An 18,216-nucleotide genomic window follows, 5' to 3' on the forward strand; every position below is an offset into this window, starting at 1 on the left:
TGCTTGATATCTATTCGGCGCGAGCGTTCCATTACCTCACTATATCTCTTAGATCACAAAAGATTTCGTACTCATTATAAGCGCCGCTCCGACGAGGCTGGGGAGGTGTGAGGTGCGGTGCTGTGCGGTGCGGGGTGGGACTCAAAGGGGCAGCCGGTGAGGCGGGCGCAGGTGACGTAAGGACCGCAAGGAGGGAGCGTGAGCGACCGACTGAGGACCGCAGCGAGCGTGCGCCCGCCTCACCGGCTGGGGCTTTGGGGGTGTTCTCCGCCGATCTGCGGTCTCGGAGGTGTTCTCCGCCGATCTGCGGTCAACCACTTATAAAAACTCGACCTCGATTTATAAGCGATCGATCAACCGTCCCGATTCACGGACGCTCGGTATCGATCGAGACGCTGCCAAAAGAAGTGACGTTCAGCAGGGCCGAAAACGGCTGTTTGTCCGTCTGTCCGATATCGACGGTCGTTAGCTCCGGATAAAGCGGTACTCAACGGTGCCCAGTCCGGGGAGACTGACGCGGCCCACCGTCTCGGAATCGACGTGGCGGGCGAGCGAGCGCGCCAGAATCGCGAGGGCGACGACGCCGGTCAGGACGACGATCGAGGCGACCGGGTACGAGGCCGCGACGACCCCCAGAACGATGAGTCCGAGGAATACCAACGAGCCCAGAACGCTGCCGGCGGGCGCGACGTTGGGTCCCGGCGAGCGACCGGCGGCTGAGGGTCCGTATGTCGTTGATTGCATGTATACACGTACTTCCTGGGGCGATAAAAACCTTTCATATTACAAATATGTTTTGAGAATAGGTGACACACCACACTCAGCTAAACGGTCTCAAACGATTGTAAATCTGGTGTAACTGTTAGCATGGTAGTCGTTCGTACACTCATAACGGATCTATCAAATATGGCCGTACTCGGCGGGGAGAGAACTCTGGAAGCCACCGAATACGGTGTTCAGACCGACGATGGATCGGCGATGGATCGACGATGGACCGACGAGGACCGGCGATCGGAGGACTTCTTCCGTTCGGTCGCTTCGTTTCGACCATGACCCGTATACCGGCGTCGGGCGGACGAGGGAACGCCCCCTTCTGGACGACGGTCGCCGTCGCAGCGCTGTACCTGCCGGCGTCGATCGCCGCCCACGCGCTCGTCGATCCGGCGTACGCGGCCGGTCGGCGGGGCGTGCCGCGAGCCGTGATCGACGCGGCGGGTACCCTGCCCGCGACGGTCGTCGCCGGAGCGCTGTGGCTCGTCGTCGCCGGCGGATTCCTGTACGCCTTCGCCGCGGAGCTCGGGGCGATGCGGATCCGGACCGCGTGGTCGCCGCCGGCCAAGGGATACCTGATCCTCGCGGCCGGCTCCCTGTTGGCGCATCCGATCGCGGGAGTTCCCCTCCTGTATCTGCTCGTCCCCGCGTACACGCTTCACCGCGGGCTGCGAGTGCGATAGCGGGACGCGATCGATACCCTCGGCCCGTACTTTTATTTCTCTACAATTTATACTGTATCTACGAACCGTCCATGTCAACAGCCCACAATACCTCCTCCACAGGCACGGAGACGGTCGCGACGCCGGACCGTCGTCGAGTTATCGCCGGACTCGCGGACGACGCGGTCGAGACGGTCGCGGACCTGCAGGTCCGCGGTCGGGCCGACGAGATCGCCGCCGAACTCCGCGAGACTCACCTCCCCGCCCTCGAAGCGGCCGGGTACATCGAGTGGGACCGAGAGGAGGGGACGATCGAGCCCGGACCGAACTTCGAAGAGGCGGCAGCTCACGTAGCTGACCTCCCGGATCCGGGCGCGGAGTCCGTCGACGACTGACTCTGACTGACGCCGACGACTCCTGGTCCACGTCGCCGGCCTCGCCGCCGAAGTCCATCGCGAGCCGCGCCCGGGACGTTTATACGCCGCGGCGGGCGACCCCTGACATTGCATGGCCGAGCCGATACTGAAGTGGGCCGGCGGGAAGCGGCAGCTCCTCGACGAGCTGTACGCCCGCTTTCCGGCGTCGTACGGCCGCTATCACGAGCCGTTTCTCGGCGGCGGCGCGGTGTTCTTCGACCTCGAACCGCCGGACGCGACGGTCAACGACGCGAACCCGCGGCTGGTGAACTTCTACGAGCGGGTGCGCGAGGACCCCGAAGCGCTGATCGACCGGCTGGCGTCGTTCGACGACCCCGACGCTGACCCGGATCCCGATCTCCCGTACGACGAGGAGACGGCCCGCGGTCGCGACGTGGAGAGCTACTACTACCAGCAGCGCGCGCGGTTCAACAGGCGCCCGTACGAGGACGAGTTCGACCCGCTCGAGGAGGCGGCGCTGTTGTTGTACCTCAACCGCACCTGCTACAACGGCCTCTACCGCGAGAACGCCGACGGCGGGTTCAACGTCCCCGTCGGCCGGTACGCGAACCCCGACTGGGTCCAGCGCGACCGGATCCGACGGGGGAGCGACGCGCTCGCGGACGCGACGATCCGGAACGACGACTTCGCGTACGTCCTCGACGCCGCGGAGCCGGGCGATCTGGTCTACTTCGATCCCCCCTACGAGCCGATGAGCGCGACCGCGAGCTTCAACGAGTACAGCGCCGAGGGGTTCGACCGCGAGGACCAACGCCGACTGCTCGACGTGGCCACCGAACTCGACGAGGCCGGCGTACGGGTCGTCCTCAGTAACAGCGGTGTGATGTACGAACCGTACGTAGAGGCGGGCTTCCGCGTCGATCGCGAGGGCGCGACCCGCGCGATCAACAGCGACGCGGGGAACCGCGATGAGGTCGACGAGATCGTCGCGACCAACGTCCCCCCGTCCGAGCGTCGCACGGGCGGACAACGCGACCTTGCAGAGTTCTGAGGACGGTCGCGCCCGCGTTCCCGCCCACCGTATCGGCGGCGACCACAGAGGGCTGGCTTTTTGCCCTCCCGCGCCGACGGCACGCGTATGACCGATCTCGACACCGACCTCGTCCTCGTGTCGGTAGACGGCAGCGAGGAATCCCACGAGGCGGTCGACTACGCGATCGCCGTCGCCGCCGAGTACGACGCGAGCGTCCACGCCTTATACGTGCTCGACGAGGACGTGGTCCGCGCCATCGACCACGGCGTGGTCGACGAGACCGACGTGGCCGACAAGACCGAGGCGTTCACCGACTCCGTCGCGCAGCGCGCGGAGGCGGCCGGAATCCCCCACAGCAACTCCATCGCCTACGGATTCTCCACCGAAGTGAAGACGGTCCACCCCGGTAGCGTCGTCCTCGACACCGCGGAAGAGCTGGAGTCGGACTTCATCGTCGTCCCGCGCGAGCCCGTCACCGGCGACCCCGGCGAGGTGCTCGGGAAAGCCGCCGAATACGTCCTCCTGTACGCCAGCCAGCCCGTGCTGTCCGTGTGATGGGCGGCGGTCTCCCCTTCCTCCCGGCCGGAACGACTCTCCCGCCCGCGCCGTACCTCCTCGTCGTCCTGCTCGCAACCGGCGCGGTCGTCGCCGCGCTCCACCGCCGGCGACCGCGCGTCACCGGCCGGCGCGTGCTCGCACTCGCCCCGTGGATGGCGCTCGGCTCCGCGGCCCACGTCCTCTACGTCGTCGACGCGCTCCCGCCGCTCCTCTCTCCCTTCGCCGGCTCGCCGACCGTCTACCTCACGGTGGGCTCGCTGGCGGGCGCGGCGTGGCTCGCCGCCGACGCCGCCCGCCCGGACCGGGTCCCGGAGGCGCTCGCGGTCGCCGGCGCGCTCCTCCTCGCCCCGGTCGTCGCGGTCGCGGTCTCGACCGGGGTCTCCCCTGACGGCGCGCGCTGGTCGGCGGTCGCGCTCGTGCTCGCGCTGCCGATCGCGGCCGCTACCTGGGTCGGTCTGACGCGACTCCGGCCCGAGACCGCGGTCACCGGCGGGATCGGTGCCCTCGCGGTGTTCGGCCACGCGCTCGACGGCGTCTCGACCGCGGTCGGAACGACCCAGCTCGGCTTCGGCGAACGGACGCCCGTCTCCCGAATCCTGCTGGAGTTCGACTGGATCCCACCGGTCCCGGTGCTCGGCGAGGGATGGCTGTTCGTGCTCGTGAAACTCGCGGTCGCGAGCGCCGTCGTCTGGCTCTTCGCGGAGTACGTCCGCGACCGACCGGCGGAGGGGTACCTCCTGCTCGGATTCGTCGCAGCGATGGGGCTCGGTCCGGCGGCGCACAACCTGCTGTTGTTCGCGGTTGCCGGGTGACGGTCACCGCACCGGTATTTATAAGACAGAGATCGCGAATACGACGGCGACACCGGCCAACATGACCGCCTGCACGAACGAGCTCGCGAGGACACCGATCACCGCGTAGGCCGACCGGCGGACGGCGACGCGCGGCTCGCCGGCGTCCTCGTACAGGCTCGCGAGAAAGACGGTTCCGCCCAGTCCGACGACGAGACCGATCGGACCCATCACGAACAACAACGCGATACCCACCAGCGTGCCGACGACGACGGTCCACGTCGGGGCGCCACCGAGTTTGCCGGAGACCATCCCCGACAGCAGTTCCACCGCGGAGGCCAGAAGCGAAACGAGAACGAGCGCGACCAGAACGGCGAGACTCGGCTCGGCGAAGCCGGTGGTGTACGCGTAGCCGACGACGGTCAGCGCAGCGAGGACGCCGCTCGGGACGAACGGGACGAACGAACTTGCCGTCCAGACGACGAGTAACACGATCGCGATTCCAGCGAGGGAGACGGCCATACTACGACAACGGCACCCGAGTTCAAAACGGTTTAGCAGACGGTCATCGCCACCGCTCAACGAGCCGGCCGCTCGTCGGACGAGAACGAAAACGGAAGAAGGAACCCCCGAACGGACCGCTGCGCTCAGTCCTCTTCTTCGACGACTTCCGGGTCCTCGATGGCAGACTGCAGCGAGTCGAGCCCGTTGACCCACTCGGAGACGAGCCCGTACTCCAGATCCTCGACGAGGTCGATATCGAGGACCTCGCCGTCGATGACCCGGGTGCCGGCCTGCACGACGTAGCCGAGCGCGGCGTCGAGGTCGTCCTCGGCCTCGGCGTCGGCGGCCGCGCGCACGAACTCGCTCACGTCGCCCTCGACGACGCCGCCGACGATGTACTCCTCGGTCGCGTAGAAGACGGGGACGAGCGAGGTCTGGACGCCGTCGATCAGCATGACCTTGTCCTCGTCGTCGAACTCCACGTCGGCGAGCACGATGTCGCGGACGTCGCGGATCTCCTCGACCGCGCGCTCGTCGTCGATGCGCCCGTCGTCGAACGCCGCGAGCACCTTCACGACCGCGATCGCGGCGTCGTCTTGGAGGTTCAACAGGAGCCGCGCCGAATCCTCGTTTTCGGGGTCTAACTCCTCTTCTTTCAGCCGGTCGAGCCAGTTCTGCCAGCGTTCGTCGGTATAGAACGTTTCAACGGCGTCGTCGTCGGTCATGTACCGTACGTCGCCCGGACTACTCAAATGCCTTTCCTATCGATCGCCGCGCGAGAGGGCGTCTCACCCGCTCGATGCCGGGATTCGGGCACTCAGCGTTTCCCCGTCACGTCATCGGATCGTCCCCGACCGAGGCGTTCTCGCGGGCGAACGTCACGAGCCGGTCGACGTACGACTCGAACGGCGGCATCGAGACCCCGGTCCCGGCCAGCGCCTCGCGCGCGTTCGGACAGCGGTACCGGGTCGGATGGTCGAAGTAGTCGATCGTCGCCGGCTCCACGCTGACTCCGGCGGCCGAGAGCACGCGGGCCCCCGCCTTCGCGACTCGCTTCGCGGTCGGAACGGTCACCGTTCGGCGCCCGGCCGCGTCGCTCAGCGCCGCGACGAACTCGGGGACCGTCAGCGGGTCCGGATCACAGAGCTGGTACGTCTCGCCGACGGTCTCCGGGCGGCCGCTCAGCTCCGCGACGGCGTCGACGACGTAGTCGCGCGGCACGACATTCAGTTCGGTCTCGGCCGCGTCCGGGACCGAGAAGGCGAACGCCAGCCGCTTCGGCTGGGCTAAGAGGAGCCGGAGGAGGTTGTACGGCCCGTCGAGCTTGTCGGTCTCGCCGGTCTCGCTGTCGCCGACGGTGATCGCCGGGCGGTAGACGGTCGCCGGGAGCCCGTCGGCCATCCGCTCGCGCACCGCCACCTCCGCGCGGTACTTCGACGCCTCGTAGTGGTTGTTGAAGGACTGTCCCTCTCGAAGGAGATCGGCGGTGAAGGCGCCGTCGTACCGGCCGCTGACGTAGCAGGTGCTCACGTAGTGGAGGCGGTCGATCCCGATCCGCTCGCACGCGTCGAGGACGTGTTCGGTGCCGTGGACGTTCACCGCCTCCGCGAGGTCGGCGTCGACGCTCAGGTCGTAGACGGCCGCGAGGTGATACACCTCCTCGACGCCCGCCAGCAGGTCCGGGTCGTCGAGCGCCGACCCGAGTCCGAGGTCCGGCTCCGTGATGTCGCCCTCGTAGAGGTGGACTGCCGGGGCGTCGTCGGCGTCGGCAGGGGAGTCGTCGGCGTCGCCGTCACCGCCATCTCCGACCGCCGCGACGATCTCTCTCGCACGCTTCTCGGCCAGTTCGCGGTACTGCGGCTGGATCAGACACGCCACCGGGCCGTCGCCGCGGGCGAGGACCCGCCGGAGCAGCGCCGACCCGAGGAACCCGGGAAAGCCCGTGAACAGGACTTCTGGCGGCGGTGTGGCGGCGCCGGTGGAGCCGTCCGCGGAGGCGCGGTCGCTCACGGTGAGGGCTCCTCTCGCGTCGCCTCGGTGTCGATCCCGTACACCGCCTCCGGCGTCTCGACGTGCGCGCGCCGAACCGCGTCGTCGTACCCTTTTTCCAGCATCCAGCGAACGCGGCGCGGGACGGTCTTCGGGCCGAGCACCATCCCCGGTTTCTCGGGGTCGTCGACGAAGTCGGTCTCCATCAGGAACGGCTCGCCGGACTCCGCCGCGCGCTCCAGCCGGTCCTTCTCGCTCATCACGCTCGGGGTCGGCCCCGCGAGCCGCCCCTCGGCGTAGTGTTTCACGACGTTCGTCGGGTCGAGCCCCGACTCCTCGGCGACGGCGGCCAGATCGGTGAGGTCCTCGCTGGCCTCGGTGTGCAGTTGGACGGCGCAGTCGAGGGCGGCGCCGAGTTCGAACGCGCGCCGAGTCACGGCGTTCGAGGCGTCCCAGACCGCGTCGCTCACGTCGTAGTGCGGGCGCCCCGACTTCAGCGCGAGCGCCCGGTCGTCGGCGACGAACTCGCTCGCGACCTCGATCCCGCCGCACATCAGGTCACGGGCGTCCTCCGGCGAGAACCCCCGCTCGTCGACGAGCCGGCTGATGAGGCCGGGGTGGACGCCGAGGACGGGCCACGCGCGCCCCGGAAGCACGTCGTTCGCGGCCACGACCGCGTCGAGCGTCTCCTCGAAGACGGGCCAGAAGTCCGCCGGCTCGTCGGGGTCGACCCCGAGGTGCCACGACGGCTTGTTCACCACGAGCAGGTGGGTGCCGCCGAGGCGGACGAAGTCCTCGACGGCGTCGACCCCGCGGCCGTGACGCGGGTCGAGGTGGAGGTGGTTGTCGAGCACCGGCGTGTCGAGGTCGTCAGTCATGACTGAGGAAGGGATCGGGCGAGGCTTATAAACAACGGTGAGGCTGTCACAGAGCGATTCGCGAGGATTCGGTTTCACTCGTCGTTCGCTGAATCAGCCGTGAGAATATGCCTGCGTACTGTTCGACAGTCTCCGGTACGTGACACTCAGACAACGCGGTCACCATGGCCGCTTATGAAGCGAGGTGGTGTCTATCCGCTATGACCGATCCGAGCAACGACGAGTTCGAGCCAACGGCACCGGACCAACGGGAGATCGGCCGCGAAATGGCCGACGACAGTACGGAGCTCGGTTCGGTGCTGGGCGACGCGTACCGCGGAGAGATCGACCGAGTAGGGACGTGGCGCCAGCGCCTCGACCAGACGACGACGTGGGCGGTGACGCTGATGGCGGCGATCCTGACGTGGGCATTTTCGAGTGCCGACAACCCTCACTACATCTTGCTGGTCGGGATGGTCGTCGTCACCGTCTTTCTGGGCATCGAAGCGCGACGCTACCGGAACTACGATGTCTTTCGCTCACGCGTTCGGCTCCTCCAAGAGAACCTGTTCGCAAACGCCCTCGATCCGTCCCAGGGTGTCGAAAATCACGACTGGCGAGCGGAACTGAGCAGGGACTATCGCAGGCCGACGCTGAAAGTGTCGTTATACGAAGCACTCGCAAACCGACTCCGGAGTGTGTACCTTGCTCTACTCTGTGTCCTGTTGGCCGCGTGGGTGTTCAGGATTACAGCGTTCGCGCCGCGCCAAGACTGGCTGACAACCGCTGGAATCTCCCGCCTCCCTGGGATTGCAGTGGTTGCCGTTGTAGGCGTATTCTACGTCGTACTGCTGGGCATCACCTTATGGCCCCACGAGCGCCATGCCAAGGGTGAATTCCGGGAAGGGGATACGGGCGACTGGAAAGAGACAGACAGATAAATCAGTTCCCTGTACTGATCGAAACCGGGTCAAAGTGTGTCTCCTGTTGAGGATTTCAACGAAGCCGACTGAGTCCAGTCGTCTTCAATAAGGTCTCGTTGGCCACCTACGCCTTCGATGCTTAGATCGGGGAGTTCAGCGTGCCGAAGTACACCTGCCATGCGAGGGCGGACTTGGCCACGAGACTCAACAAAACGTACGTTTTCTCCCCGAAGAGGTAGTTATTCCATCGTGATATCTCCAGATACTGCAGCACCATGTTCAGCGCAAAGAGGTTGAAGAAGACGAAAATCGAAATGTAGATGTAGATGACAAACTCGGGGAATTCACCGCCGCTGGCCGTTACCGTGCCGATGAACGTGATTGCGATGACGATCCAGGGTACAATACCGGCGAAGACACCAACCCAGTACGGCGTCCAGTCGGTTTCATCAGTTGATTCGTTGCGACGTTCCATCAGAAGTCCGGCGAGGTTCATTACTGCGACGAGTCCGAACAGCGCCGCGAGCGTCCCGAGGTCCCAGATTCCGGCTAGCATACCGATGACGACGATCATCAACGAGGCGCTCACGGAGTATTCGTACCAGCGGTAGGGATTCATCCCTCTGTCGAGATACTCGACGTACCGTTCATACAACACGGTTGCAATAGCGGTGTGCGCAAACGCGGAAATGAAGAGAAAACCCGCCACGAGTAGCGGGAGATTCAACTCGATAAACGAGACGGTCTCCGGGAAGATAGTCTCTGTTTGGGGGTTGAAGCCGTATCTCGTACGTGTGATCGGCCACAGAACCTTGTCGGCCAAGATGACCATCGCCAGCCCTTGTAGAACGTGTAGGATAGCCATGACGGCGTTCCATAGTCGGAGTCGAGTGTCTCGCGCAGACGTCTGTGGGTTGGTCTCGGTCGTTGTCGTACGTGATGTAGACATTATGTTAGTCGAACAACCCTCCGGCAATAGTCCTTTGGAGGGGTGCGGTGCGCCTTATCCGGACCGGAATACAGTACACGTGAACTGGTAGGTGTTCGGTGACCCCGACGAGGCTCTACGTTTGTCGTGACCGACATCGGATACTGTTCGTTCCGTAGGTGTACCAATCAGACGATTCGCTCAGTCACACCTAAATAAAAGCTACGTCCCCTGCTGACTACACGCTCTGTATCGTCCATGTCGATACTGGTAGTTCCCCGACAACTCAGAGAGACGCTGCAAGATACGGGGCGCGAGTCTTGCAAGACGGTCGCTATGAGACTGCCGTCAACGAGACGGCGCTTCGTAGCCGAACTGTGTCGAGTACCGTCCGTGAACTCCGAAGCCACTACCTGTTCGATTTCTGCTCCTGATCGGGGTGATCCGAAATAAACACGCTCGTGTCGTCCGGGACGTCGTCGGTCACCCAGGCGTTCGCACCGATGCTCACGTGGTCGCCGATTTCTATCGTCCCGAGTACGTTGCTTCCGGCACCGATGACGACGTGATCGCCGATGTCGGGATGGCGCTTATAATCTTTCGCCAGCATGTGGTCCTCGCCCTCTTCCTCCTCGAAGTGGAGTGCGCCGAGAGTGACGTTCTGGTAGATCCGGACCCAGTCGCCGACTGTCGCCGTCTCGCCGATGACGACCCCGGTCCCGTGATCGATGAAGAAATACTCGCCGATCTCCGCACCTGGATGGATGTCGATGCCCGTCTCGACCTTCGAGTACTCGGCGAGTTCGCGGGCGTACTCGAAGCTGCCCTCCTCGTAGAGGGTGTGCGCCACCCTGTGGGTCATGATCGCGTGAAAACCGGGATACGATCGGATGATCTCACAGTTGCTCTTCGCTGCGGGATCGCCTTTATACGCGGCCTCGACGTCCTTTTCGAGGCTCCGTCGAATCGCCGGCAAGCGGTCGAGCGTCCTGTCGACGATCGCGGTCAAATCGTCTGCGTCACGACCCGAATAGGCTGTGATACCCATGTGTATGCAGCTGCCGAGTTCGGTCAGGCGGGCACGAGTTTCGTCGGGGTCGTCCAGTAGCTCCGTCGCGTTCCAGCATCGGGGAAACAGGAGCTGTTTGAGGAGAGGTGGTTCATCACGCAGAGAATCGCGGGGAGGATAGACCCGCGAGGTGTCTCTCGGGAGGGTCGATTCGTCTGCTCGATAGGACTCGATGAGTTCTTCGTGGACGTCGCCGGTGTACTCGTACCCCATTTGTGGGTGTTGACGCTGTCGAGTAAAGTTAGTTCTTCTACTTCGCACCCAGACGACCCCTTTGGTAGGCCGGCTGTTCCTTGATCTGTGTTTCGTGTCGGTACCGCCTCGGTTTTCCGGTACCGCTTTGATGTTTCTACCTCGTTCTCTGACACCTCAACAACTGCTACGCTTCGGAGTCGCCCCCATCACTGTCCCGACCGGTGACCTTCCGGATGCACGAGGAGCCGAAGGGCCCGAGCTCGCCGGCGTCCAGTTGCACGAAGTGGCCGGTCGTGATCGTCGTCCCGCAGCGGCGGCACTCGAACTCCCCCTCGCGCTGGATCACCTGACGCTCGTAGTTCACGTACGTCCCGCCGCGCTGGACTCGGAGGCGGGCGTTCTCGCGCTCGATGACGCCGCGCTTCTCGGCGGCGTCGAGGATCTCGCGGGTGAGCGAGGGGCTCGTCGTCACCGTCTCGATCCGGTCGATCGCGTCCGGCAGCGCCAGCTCCTCGTGTTCGAGGTGGGCCAACAGCTCGACGCCGAGCTCCAGCTTCTCCTCGCGCGCGGCCGGTTCGTTCACGCCCGGCGAAACGAATCGGACCCTCTTAAGTCGGCCGGGAGGGAGCCGAACGGCCGTCTCCGGGGGCGCCGTGTCCCCGCCATGTAGTAAGACAGTTACCACGGGGGACGCTGGGGACCGTATGGACGTACTCGAGGTCGCGGCGCGGGCGACCGGGACGGGACCGGTGTGCGACGCGTGTCTCGGCCGGCTCGTCGCCGACCGGAGCTTCGGGCTGTCGAACGCCGAGCGGGGGTCTGCGCTGCGCGTCTCGCTCTCGCTCCGCGACGACGAGGACCACGAATCGGTCGAGACGGCTGACTGCTGGGTCTGTGAGGGCCGCTGTACCGAGTTCGACGAGTGGGCCGAGCGCGCCGCCGAGGCGGTCGAGGGGACGGAGTTCGCCACCTACAACGTCGGTACTCGTCCCCCGCCGCTCATCGAGGAGAACGAGGCGCTGCTCCGCGAGGAGGCCGAGCTCGACGACGACGCGGGCGAGCCGTTTAAATCGGAGTTCAACCGCGAGGTCGGCAAGCGGTTCGGCCGGGTCACCGAGACGGAGGTGTCGTTCGACCGCCCGGACGTACAGTTCACCATCGACCTCGCCGAGGACGCGATCGACGCGAAGGTGAACTCCACGTTCGTATACGGGCGGTACCGGAAGCTGGAACGAGACATCCCCCAGACCGAGTGGCCCTGTCGGGAGTGCAAGGGATCGGGGCGACAGGGCGCCGACCCCTGCGACCACTGCGGCGGCTCCGGCTACCTCTACGACGACAGCGTCGAGGAGTACACCGCGCCCGTCGTCGAGGATGTGATGGACGGCACAGAGGCGACGTTCCACGGCGCAGGCCGCGAGGACGTGGACGCCCTCATGCTCGGCACCGGGCGCCCGTTCGTGATCGAGGTCGAGGAGCCGCGGCGGCGCCGGGTCGACGTCGAGCGTCTCCAGGCCGACATCAACGCCTTCGCCGACGGCGCCGTCGAGGTCGAGGGGCTCCGGCTCGCGACCTACGACATGGTCGAACGCGTGAAGGAACACGAGGCCGCGAAGCGCTACCGCGCCGAGGTGACCTTCGACGCCGACGTGGACGCCGACGCGCTCGCGGCCGCGGTCGAGGAACTGGAGGGGACCACGGTCGAGCAGTACACCCCAAACCGCGTCGACCACCGGCGCGCGAGCATCACCCGCGAGCGCGACGTGTACGAGGCGACCGCCGAACTCGACGACGCGCGCCACGCGACGGTCGAGATCCGCGGTGCCGGCGGGCTCTACGTCAAGGAGCTGATCTCCGGCGACGAGGGGCGGACGGAGCCGAGCCTCGCCGGGCTACTCGGCGTCGGGGCCGAGGTCACCGCGCTCGACGTGGTCGCCGTCGAGGGCGAAGACGAGCCGTTCGAGCGCGAGGAGTTCTTTCGCGACTGATACGTCGGATTTGGGACCAACGGGATTTATGCGACGCACGTCTGACGATGCGGTATGAACGGGAGCGACGCCGACGGCGGGAGCGCGGGCGGCGGAGCGGCGGACCCGGAGGCCGACGGAGAGCCGGACATGGGCGAGGGAGCACCGCGCGTCGGCGAGCCCGCCGTCGAATCGGCCGTGGCGGAGGCGACCGACTCGACGCCGGCCGCGGCCGACGCGACGCTCGAAGGGCTCGACCGCGTGACGCGTCGGGACCGCGTCTCCTCGGTCCTCGTCGCCGTCGGTCCCGGGCCGCACTCGGCGGCGACCGTCGACGTGGCTCGGGGGATCGCGGACGCCACCGGCGCGTGGCTCGAACTCTTCCACGTCGTCCCCACCGACGCCGCGCTCGCCGATTCCCCGGCGGAGACCGAAGGGGGCGCGGCCGACGGCACAGATCCTGAGACCGGCGACCGCGACGACTACGCCGCGACCGGCGAGCGGCTCCTCGACGCCGCCCGCGACCGCCTCGGCGACTTCGACCGGGTCGACCGCTGGCTCGTCGAGGACCGGTCGGCCGCGAGCGCGATCGTCGAGCAGTCCCCGTACTACGACCTCGTGGTCGTCGGCGCCCCCACGACCGGGACCGTCGGGCGCTTCGTGTTCGGCTCCACGACCGACACCGTGGTCGACGACGCCGAGGTCCCCGTGGTCGTCGTCGAAGCGGACGGGGAAGCCGCCCTCGACGTCGTGTAGAGCGCGTCGCTTTCGGGGGTGAAAACGACGTACAAAGATAAAGTGGCTCTGCCACGGACCCTCGGGTATGACTGACGACGCGATCGACGACGTGGACGGGGCGATCCTGTACGCGTTACAAGAAGACGCCCGGAACTCCTCGTCGGGAGACATCGCGGAGCGGACGGGTACGTCGGACAGCACCGTCCGCAAGCGCATCCAACGCCTCGAATCCGACGGGGTGATCAAGGGGTACAGCGCGAAGGTCGATTACCAGAAGTCGGGGTATCCGCTCCGGATGCTGCTCTACTGTACCGCGTCGATACCCGAGCGCGGCGAACTGCTCCCGGAGATCCTCGAGATCGACGGCGTCGTCTCGGTCCAGGAATTGGTCACCGGCGAACAGAACCTCCTCGTGACGGTGGTCGGGGAGTCGGACGGCGACATCACGCCCGTTGCACAGGAGCTCCTCGACATGGGACTCACCGTCGCCGACGAGGTCCTCGTTCGGAGCCACGAGACGACGCCCTTCGGCAAGTTCGACGCCGAGACGGAGTCCTGATCGGGGACGCTTCTGACCCAAGCGACGACTTTTCTGCTCGCAGCGACGCGTGTCTTCGTCGGCGAATCCGCTGCAGGACCGAAACCATAACGTTCTTTAACAACAGTTTAACGAACAGATTGTGAATATAGACAGGTTTAATAGGTAATCTGTTCTTAAAACGGAGTGAAGACGACCAATCCCGGCCAACCGACCCCGTGTCGGCTGTCGAGCGTGGTCGAACGAACTGAACGATGTCAGGATCTACCCCGAAATCGACGGTCGGAGCGCTCCCGGACACGACGGCGACGTCGCCGCTCGTGCCCGTCGCACTCACGTGGCTCGTGTGGTCGCTGTTCGTCGCGAGCCTCGCGATGCTCTTCGGCCGAGTCCGATTCGGTCTCGCTCCGGAGGTCCCCGGCGTGATCGCCGTCGACGGACTCACCGTCCTGCTGTGGGTGGTCGTCACGTTCTTCGCCGGCATCGTCCACAGCTACTCGCGCCGTTACATGGCCGGGAGCGCCCACGAGACGGGCTTTTTCTTCGCCGTGTTCGGGTTCGCGATAACCGTGATGGCGCTCGTCGCAGCCGACCACGTCGCCCTGTTCGGACTCCTGTGGCTGGCGATGGGACTGGTGATGGCGAAGCTGATCGGCATCCTCAGCGGGTGGGAGCAGGCGCGGGCGGCCGCGACGGTCGCTCGTCGCTCCTTCCTCGCCAGCAGCGCGCTCCTCGGCGTCGCGCTTGGGGCGCTCTGGTGGACGACCGGTGCGACGACGATCTCCGGTATCGCCGCGGCTGCCGACAGCCTCGGTGGTCCGGTGTGGCTCCTCGCCGCCGTCGCGCTGGTCCTCGCGGCGATGATCCAGTCCGCGCTCGTCCCGTTCCACGGCTGGCTGCTCTCCTCGATGACCGCGCCCACGCCGGCGTCGGCGCTGATGCACGCCGGGTTCGTCAACGCGGGCGGCGTCCTCTTGATCCGCTTCGCGCCGGTCGTCACCGTCGACGGCGGACTCATGCTCGCGATCGTCGCGGTCGGCGCGACCAGCGCGCTGCTCGGGAAACTCCTCAAATCCGTCCGGCCGGACGTCAAGAGCAAGCTGGCCTGCTCGACGACGGGCCAGATGGGATTCATGATCATGCAGGCCGGTCTCGGCTTCTTCGGGGCCGCCATCACCCACCTCGTCCTTCACGGCTTTTATAAGGCCTACCAGTTTCTCGGATCGGGCGGCGGGGTCGAGCGGACGAGCCCGAGCAAGGCGAAAGCGCACGTGACGAGCGGTTCCGGCGTCGTCGACGTCGCCGTGACGCTCCTGACCGGACTGGCGGGCGGCGCGGTCTTCGTGCTGGTAACGGGGAAGGGAGCGAGTCTCGACACCGGTCTCCTCCTCGCGCTGTTCGTGGTGTTTACCACCCTTCACGCGGCGCGCGGTGCGGTCCGGCACGCATCGCTTCCGGCGTCGGTTCGCTACGGGGCGGTTCCGCTGGTGTTCCTCCCGGCTATCGCTCTGTACGCGCTCGTTTATAAGGGGATCTCGGGACTCCTGACCGGGCTCCCGGTCGTCACGGCCCCGACCGAGCTGACCGCGCTTCACGGCGTCGTGGCCGCGGTCTTCCTGGTCACGTACGTCGCCATCGAGACCGGCGTCCACGAACGCAGTCGGCGGCTCTACGTCGCGCTCCTGAACGCGAGCCAACCGTCGCCCGGCACCCTGCTGACGAACCCGAACGAGTACGACAACGGAGGCACGCAATGAGTATCCACCCCACCATCGAAGACGGTATCGACGACGCGGCGACGACGGTCGGATCGGTCTGGCCGATCCACTCGTTCGTGACCGCTAACCCCCTCTCGGGGTTCGAAGACATGCCGTTCGGCGAGGCGGTGACGCAGGCGGCCGACCTACTGGGCGGTCGCGGCTACCCGAGTCGTGAGACGTTCCGGGCGGCGCTCGACGACGGCCAGATCGACCCGGAGACGCTCGAGTCGGAGCTCGCCGACCGCGGCTACGACGCTGACCCGGAGACGCTGCTCGAGCGTATCGAGACCGACGTTGGATCGGGGACGCCTGATACCGACGCCGACACCGACGCCAACACCGATGCCGATCAGGTCGACCGCGTGCTGACGAAGTGGCTGTCGGCCTTCCTCGACGAGGGGCACGCCGCGTGGTCGATGCCGAACCGCGGCGACGGGTTCTACGCCGCCTTCCGTGAGATGGCCCCGCACGACGCTGAGATCCCCGATTCGGGGGTCCTCGCGTCGCTGCCCGACACTCCGACCGAGGCCATCAAGACCGCGTTGGAGCCGTATCCGGAGGGGCAGTGGGTGCCCATCTTCGAGGAGCAGCTGGCTGCGCTCCCGGGGTGGACCGGCTTCATCAAGCAGCGCGCGGACGACGGGGGACCGTGGCAGTCGGCGTGTCCGATCACGCTCGCGGAGTACCTCGCGGTCCGCCTCGCGCTCCTCGACGGGTTCGGCGTCGACGTCGAGCCGTCGACCGGGCCCGACATCCCCGAGGCTGACCCCGCCGACGACCTCGCCGAGGCGTTCCTGAGCGCGTGGGAGGCGAGCTACCGCTCGGAGGTCGTCGACCACGTCGCCGCCGAGAGTCGGGCGCAGGCCGAGAGCGGGCCGTCGGCGCGTCCCGACGCGCAGTTGGTGTTCTGTATCGACACTCGCTCCGAGGTAATCCGCCGTCACATCGAGGCCACGGGCGCGTACGATACCCACGGCTACGCCGGCTTCTTCGGCGTCCCGATGGAGTATCAGGGGTACGACGCGGAGGCCTCGGTGGACGCCTGTCCGCCCATCCTCGACGCCCAACACCGCGTCAGCGAGGTCCCGACCGATACGGACACGCGGGACCGCCACGACCGGTGGTCGAGCGTCCGCGAGGTCGCGGGCGAGGTCGTCAAGAAGCTGAAGACGAACCCCGCCAGCGCCTTCGGGTTCGTCGAGAACGCCGGGAGCGGCTACGGGCTGGCGCTCGCGGCGCGCACGCTCCTCCCCGGTCGCGTCCGCGACCTGTTGGACACTGCCGACGACGCGGTACCCGACGATCACGAGTTCTGCGAGCAGATCGTTCAGCACCAGCACACCCACGCCGACGGGCTCCCGGTGGGCCTGACCCGCGAAGAGCAGGTCGAGTACGCCGCGACCGCCTTCGAGCTGATGGGCTGGACCGAGTTCGGTCGGCTCGTCGCCTTTGTCGGGCACGCGAGCGAGACGACCAACAACCCCTACGACTCGAGTCTGGACTGCGGCGCGTGTGCCGGCAACCCGGGCGGGCCGAACGCTCGCGTCCTCGCGCAGATCTGCGCCGACCCCGACGTGAAGGCGGCGTTGCGCGACCGCGGCTTCGAGATCCCCGACGACACGGTCTTCCTCGCCGGCGAGCACAACACGACGACCGACGAGATCGAGATCTACGGCGACGTGCCCGAGAGCCACGCGGACGACCTCGAAACGTTGCGCGCGGACCTCGCCGACGCCCGCGAGAACGCGACCGCCGAGCGCGTCGCGTCGATGGGCGGCGACGCGTCGGAAAGCGTCGACGAGACCGAGCGCCGCGCCGCCGACTGGGCCGAGACGCGTCCCGAGTGGGGACTGGCGGGCAACGCCGGCTTCGTCGTCGGCCCCCGCGAGCTGACGAGCGATCTCGACCTCGACGGCCGCGCCTTCCTCCACTCGTACGACTGGTCGACCGACCCCGACGGTGACGCGCTCGAAGCGATCCTCGCGGGACCGATGGTCGTCACCCAGTGGATCAACGCCCAGTACTACTTCTCGACCGTCGACAACGCGGCCTACGGGAGCGGGTCGAAGGTGACGCACAACCCCGTCGGCAACGTCGGCGTCTACCAGGGCAACGGCGGCGACCTGATGACCGGGCTCCCCCTCCAGTCGCTGATGGCGGCCGACGACGACCCGTACCACCGGCCGCTCCGCCTCTCGACGGTCGTCCACGCGCCCGTCGCGCGCGTCACCGAGGTCCTGGCCGACCACGACGAAGTCACCCAACTGCTGGACAACGACTGGCTCTCGCTGACCGTCGTCGACCCGACCCAGGGGCACCGCGCGTTCGAGTACGAACGCGACCTGGAGTGGCAGTCGCTGTCCGAGCCGGCCGAGACCGACCTCCCCGAGACTGAACCGGAGGCGCCGGCTGCCCCCGAGCCCGCGGTCGCGGACGACTGACTCGGACGGGCGGCCTCCTCTCCCCTTTCCGCACCTCGTCGCGTGCTATCGGTTCTCGCCCCGGCGACAGCGTTATACCGATGTACACACTTGTACATTACAACGCGAAACACTA

At 66.6% G+C, this 18,216-nt stretch carries 19 protein-coding genes; 11 read left to right on the forward strand and 8 right to left on the reverse strand.

What is annotated here, in order from left to right; genetic code table 11:
* Positions 1 to 465: 465 nt before the first annotated feature.
* Entirely contained in the window at positions 466 to 744 is a 279-nt protein-coding gene (locus ACNS88_RS15100; protein ID WP_435099310.1) for a hypothetical protein, read from the reverse strand.
* Between the two features lie 305 nt (positions 745 to 1,049).
* On the opposite strand from ACNS88_RS15100, the gene ACNS88_RS15105 reads away from it, so the two are divergent.
* From ACNS88_RS15105 to ACNS88_RS15125, 5 genes are all read left to right on the forward strand, one after another.
* Entirely contained in the window at positions 1,050 to 1,454 is a 405-nt protein-coding gene (locus ACNS88_RS15105) for an abortive infection protein (protein ID WP_435099312.1), read from the forward strand.
* A 71-nt stretch (positions 1,455 to 1,525) separates the two neighbouring features.
* Complete coding sequence (locus ACNS88_RS15110) at positions 1,526 to 1,828, forward strand: DUF7344 domain-containing protein (protein WP_435099314.1); 303 nt, start codon at positions 1,526 to 1,528, stop codon at positions 1,826 to 1,828.
* Between the two features lie 112 nt (positions 1,829 to 1,940).
* Positions 1,941 to 2,861, forward strand: a complete 921-nt coding sequence (locus tag ACNS88_RS15115) for a DNA adenine methylase (protein ID WP_435099316.1) — start codon at positions 1,941 to 1,943, stop codon at positions 2,859 to 2,861.
* Positions 2,862 to 2,948: 87 nt separating this feature from the next.
* Complete coding sequence (locus ACNS88_RS15120; protein WP_435099318.1) at positions 2,949 to 3,398, forward strand: universal stress protein; 450 nt, start codon at positions 2,949 to 2,951, stop codon at positions 3,396 to 3,398.
* On the forward strand, positions 3,398 to 4,213 hold the full coding sequence (locus ACNS88_RS15125) for a DUF63 family protein (protein ID WP_435099406.1): 816 nt from the start codon (positions 3,398 to 3,400) through the stop codon (positions 4,211 to 4,213). The genes ACNS88_RS15120 and ACNS88_RS15125 overlap by 1 nt, the downstream gene beginning before the upstream one ends.
* Before the next feature lie 18 nt (positions 4,214 to 4,231).
* Here the strand turns inward: ACNS88_RS15125 and ACNS88_RS15130 are convergent, their stop codons facing one another.
* From ACNS88_RS15130 to ACNS88_RS15145, 4 genes are all read right to left on the reverse strand, one after another.
* Entirely contained in the window at positions 4,232 to 4,714 is a 483-nt protein-coding gene (locus ACNS88_RS15130) for a DUF456 domain-containing protein (protein WP_435099320.1), read from the reverse strand.
* Between the two features lie 125 nt (positions 4,715 to 4,839).
* Positions 4,840 to 5,421 carry a DUF2150 family protein gene (locus ACNS88_RS15135; protein WP_435099322.1) on the reverse strand — a complete coding sequence of 194 codons (582 nt, stop codon included), beginning with the start codon at positions 5,419 to 5,421 and terminating at the stop codon, positions 4,840 to 4,842.
* Positions 5,422 to 5,527: 106 nt separating this feature from the next.
* Positions 5,528 to 6,706 carry an SDR family oxidoreductase gene (locus ACNS88_RS15140; RefSeq protein ID WP_435099324.1) on the reverse strand — a complete coding sequence of 393 codons (1,179 nt, stop codon included), beginning with the start codon at positions 6,704 to 6,706 and terminating at the stop codon, positions 5,528 to 5,530.
* Positions 6,703 to 7,563 (reverse strand): TatD family hydrolase, encoded by an 861-nt coding sequence (locus ACNS88_RS15145; RefSeq protein ID WP_435099326.1) that lies wholly within the window; start codon positions 7,561 to 7,563, stop codon positions 6,703 to 6,705. The genes ACNS88_RS15140 and ACNS88_RS15145 overlap by 4 nt, the downstream gene beginning before the upstream one ends.
* Positions 7,564 to 7,763: 200 nt before the next feature.
* Between ACNS88_RS15145 and ACNS88_RS15150 the strand changes: the two genes are divergently transcribed.
* Positions 7,764 to 8,483, forward strand: coding sequence for a DUF2270 domain-containing protein (locus tag ACNS88_RS15150; protein WP_435099328.1), 720 nt, complete (start codon positions 7,764 to 7,766; stop codon positions 8,481 to 8,483).
* 121 nt (positions 8,484 to 8,604) lie between these two features.
* Here ACNS88_RS15150 and heR read toward each other — a convergent pair whose 3' ends face one another.
* The 3 genes from heR to ACNS88_RS15165 form a co-directional block, all read right to left on the reverse strand.
* Positions 8,605 to 9,414 (reverse strand): heliorhodopsin HeR, encoded by an 810-nt coding sequence (heR, locus tag ACNS88_RS15155; RefSeq protein WP_435099330.1) that lies wholly within the window; start codon positions 9,412 to 9,414, stop codon positions 8,605 to 8,607.
* A gap of 388 nt (positions 9,415 to 9,802) precedes the next feature.
* The gene (epsC, locus tag ACNS88_RS15160; protein ID WP_435099332.1) at positions 9,803 to 10,675 is read right to left on the reverse strand and encodes a serine O-acetyltransferase EpsC; all 873 of its coding nucleotides are present in this window, start codon (positions 10,673 to 10,675) and stop codon (positions 9,803 to 9,805) included.
* A 166-nt stretch (positions 10,676 to 10,841) separates the two neighbouring features.
* On the reverse strand, positions 10,842 to 11,240 hold the full coding sequence (locus ACNS88_RS15165; RefSeq protein WP_435099334.1) for a DUF5830 family protein: 399 nt from the start codon (positions 11,238 to 11,240) through the stop codon (positions 10,842 to 10,844).
* Positions 11,241 to 11,361: 121 nt separating this feature from the next.
* Here ACNS88_RS15165 and ACNS88_RS15170 point away from each other — a divergent pair, with 121 nt between their 5' ends.
* The 5 genes from ACNS88_RS15170 to ACNS88_RS15190 all read left to right on the forward strand — a co-directional run bounded on the left by ACNS88_RS15170 (position 11,362) and on the right by ACNS88_RS15190 (position 18,101).
* Positions 11,362 to 12,645 (forward strand): tRNA pseudouridine(54/55) synthase Pus10, encoded by a 1,284-nt coding sequence (locus ACNS88_RS15170; RefSeq protein WP_435099336.1) that lies wholly within the window; start codon positions 11,362 to 11,364, stop codon positions 12,643 to 12,645.
* A gap of 54 nt (positions 12,646 to 12,699) precedes the next feature.
* The gene (locus ACNS88_RS15175) at positions 12,700 to 13,380 is read left to right on the forward strand and encodes a universal stress protein (RefSeq protein WP_435099338.1); all 681 of its coding nucleotides are present in this window, start codon (positions 12,700 to 12,702) and stop codon (positions 13,378 to 13,380) included.
* Between the two features lie 67 nt (positions 13,381 to 13,447).
* Positions 13,448 to 13,921 (forward strand): Lrp/AsnC family transcriptional regulator, encoded by a 474-nt coding sequence (locus ACNS88_RS15180; protein WP_435099340.1) that lies wholly within the window; start codon positions 13,448 to 13,450, stop codon positions 13,919 to 13,921.
* Positions 13,922 to 14,154: 233 nt separating this feature from the next.
* Positions 14,155 to 15,657, forward strand: coding sequence for a proton-conducting transporter transmembrane domain-containing protein (locus ACNS88_RS15185; protein ID WP_435099342.1), 1,503 nt, complete (start codon positions 14,155 to 14,157; stop codon positions 15,655 to 15,657).
* Positions 15,654 to 18,101 carry a DUF2309 domain-containing protein gene (locus ACNS88_RS15190; RefSeq protein ID WP_435099344.1) on the forward strand — a complete coding sequence of 816 codons (2,448 nt, stop codon included), beginning with the start codon at positions 15,654 to 15,656 and terminating at the stop codon, positions 18,099 to 18,101. The genes ACNS88_RS15185 and ACNS88_RS15190 overlap by 4 nt, the downstream gene beginning before the upstream one ends.
* Positions 18,102 to 18,216 lie beyond the last annotated feature (115 nt).

It is taken from the genome of Halorubrum shenae (genome assembly GCF_051194165.1).
Taxonomy (GTDB): Archaea; Halobacteriota; Halobacteria; order Halobacteriales; family Haloferacaceae; genus Halorubrum.

Bases quoted from the DNA above. Each gene is read 5' to 3' on its own strand.
- ACNS88_RS15100 (WP_435099310.1), bottom strand. From the start codon at position 744: ATGCAATCAACGACATACGGACCCTCAGCCGCCGGTCGCTCGCCGGGA.
- ACNS88_RS15105 (WP_435099312.1), top strand. From the start codon at position 1,050: ATGACCCGTATACCGGCGTCGGGCGGACGAGGGAACGCCCCCTTCTGG.
- ACNS88_RS15110 (WP_435099314.1), top strand. From the start codon at position 1,526: ATGTCAACAGCCCACAATACCTCCTCCACAGGCACGGAGACGGTCGCG.
- ACNS88_RS15115 (WP_435099316.1), top strand. From the start codon at position 1,941: ATGGCCGAGCCGATACTGAAGTGGGCCGGCGGGAAGCGGCAGCTCCTC.
- ACNS88_RS15120 (WP_435099318.1), top strand. From the start codon at position 2,949: ATGACCGATCTCGACACCGACCTCGTCCTCGTGTCGGTAGACGGCAGC.
- ACNS88_RS15125 (WP_435099406.1), top strand. From the start codon at position 3,398: ATGGGCGGCGGTCTCCCCTTCCTCCCGGCCGGAACGACTCTCCCGCCC.
- ACNS88_RS15130 (WP_435099320.1), bottom strand. From the start codon at position 4,714: ATGGCCGTCTCCCTCGCTGGAATCGCGATCGTGTTACTCGTCGTCTGG.
- ACNS88_RS15135 (WP_435099322.1), bottom strand. From the start codon at position 5,421: ATGACCGACGACGACGCCGTTGAAACGTTCTATACCGACGAACGCTGG.
- ACNS88_RS15145 (WP_435099326.1), bottom strand. From the start codon at position 7,563: ATGACTGACGACCTCGACACGCCGGTGCTCGACAACCACCTCCACCTC.
- ACNS88_RS15150 (WP_435099328.1), top strand. From the start codon at position 7,764: ATGACCGATCCGAGCAACGACGAGTTCGAGCCAACGGCACCGGACCAA.
- heR (WP_435099330.1), bottom strand. From the start codon at position 9,414: ATGTCTACATCACGTACGACAACGACCGAGACCAACCCACAGACGTCT.
- epsC (WP_435099332.1), bottom strand. From the start codon at position 10,675: ATGGGGTACGAGTACACCGGCGACGTCCACGAAGAACTCATCGAGTCC.
- ACNS88_RS15170 (WP_435099336.1), top strand. From the start codon at position 11,362: ATGGACGTACTCGAGGTCGCGGCGCGGGCGACCGGGACGGGACCGGTG.
- ACNS88_RS15175 (WP_435099338.1), top strand. From the start codon at position 12,700: ATGAACGGGAGCGACGCCGACGGCGGGAGCGCGGGCGGCGGAGCGGCG.
- ACNS88_RS15180 (WP_435099340.1), top strand. From the start codon at position 13,448: ATGACTGACGACGCGATCGACGACGTGGACGGGGCGATCCTGTACGCG.
- ACNS88_RS15185 (WP_435099342.1), top strand. From the start codon at position 14,155: ATGTCAGGATCTACCCCGAAATCGACGGTCGGAGCGCTCCCGGACACG.
- ACNS88_RS15190 (WP_435099344.1), top strand. From the start codon at position 15,654: ATGAGTATCCACCCCACCATCGAAGACGGTATCGACGACGCGGCGACG.